At 73.5% G+C, this 1,074-nt stretch carries 3 protein-coding genes; 1 reads left to right on the top strand and 2 read right to left on the bottom strand.

Translation table 11 applies throughout. The features are described from left to right. Together AC27IQ_RS25410 and AC27IQ_RS25405 are read right to left on the bottom strand one after the other, a co-directional pair. A partial coding sequence (locus tag AC27IQ_RS25410) for an antibiotic biosynthesis monooxygenase family protein (RefSeq protein ID WP_487091282.1) occupies positions 1 to 258 on the bottom strand: 258 nt, incomplete at its 3' end. Further along, positions 255 to 650, bottom strand: coding sequence for an NIPSNAP family protein (locus tag AC27IQ_RS25405; protein WP_487091281.1), 396 nt, complete (start codon positions 648 to 650; stop codon positions 255 to 257). The genes AC27IQ_RS25405 and AC27IQ_RS25410, both read right to left, overlap by 4 nt. A 156-nt stretch (positions 651 to 806) precedes the next feature. Here AC27IQ_RS25405 and AC27IQ_RS25400 point away from each other — a divergent pair. Then, on the top strand, positions 807 to 1,074 hold a 268-nt coding region (locus AC27IQ_RS25400), incomplete at its 3' end, for an ArsR/SmtB family transcription factor (protein WP_487091280.1).

The following is a 1,074-nucleotide window of genomic DNA, read 5'->3' as shown; positions in this document are numbered from 1 at the left end:
GTACTCGGCGAACACGCCCGCGCGGCCGGCGGCCTGCGCCTGGCGGTGGCTCTCGCACTGGCGCCACTGCGCCACGGCGGCCTCGTCGCGCCAGAACGACAGCGACAGCAGCTTGCCCGGCTGGCTGAGGCTCTCGAACCGCTCGATGGAGACGAAGCCGTCCATGCGCTCCAGCTCGCAGCGCAGCGCGGCGGCGGTGTCGAGGTAGGGCTGGCGGCCTGCGGCACTGGGCACGACCTCGAAGATGACGGCGATCATGCGCCGGCCCCGGCGGCGGGCGGCTCCCCTGGGGATGCCAGCAGCGACAGCGGCGGGTGCGGCGGCAGGGCGGGGCGCTGGAACGTGCCCTCCACCACCTCGGCGAAGGTGCGCTGCTCGCGCAGGATGAAGCGCTGGCGCTGCGCCCGCTCGAAGTTGGCGCGGCCTTGCGGGTCGGTCCGCAGACGCGCGCGGTAGGCCTCGTAGGCCGCGAGGCTGTCGAACGCGATCAGGCCCCAGGCCTCGTCGTTGGTGCCCTCGCTGGGCACGAAGTAGCCCAGCAGGTGGCCGCCGCAGCGCGGAATGATGTGGCCCCAGTGTGCGGCGTACTCGCGAAACGCGGCGATCTGGAAGGGGTCGAGCTGGTAGCGGATGAAGCAGGTGAGGGCCATGGAGGGTTCCTTGGATAGATGGTCGGGGGCGAAGGCACGGGGCCGGCGGGGCGCCGCATCCGCACGGCATGGTGGCCATTGGGCCGCGTTCCGCGGGGTCGATGCTTCGCCGTGGAACGAAGCATCCCGGCCGGCGCCTGCGGCACACTGGCCGGCATGAACACCAACCAGATCGCGCACATCGCCGCGCTCGTGGGCGAGCCGGCGCGCACCGGCATGCTGCTGGCGCTGATGGACGGGCGGGCGCTCACGGCGCGCGAGCTGGCCGATGCCGCGCACATCACCCCGGCCACCGCCAGCCGGCACCTCGCGCTGCTGGTGCAGGCACGCCTGCTGTCCGTGCAGAGCCAGGGCCGCCACCGCTACCACCGCCTGGCCTCGGCCGAGGTGGCGCGGCTGCTGGAGGGGCTGATGCAACTGGCCG

The organism is Acidovorax sp. KPB24-07 (assembly GCF_057543315.1).
This window is presented reverse-complemented; position numbering and strand designations above follow the sequence as displayed.

What these genes read in the sequence shown, in the direction of transcription:
- AC27IQ_RS25405 (WP_487091281.1), bottom strand. Translation starts at nt 650, where the DNA reads ATGGCCCTCACCTGCTTCATCCGCTACCAGCTCGACCCCTTCCAGATC.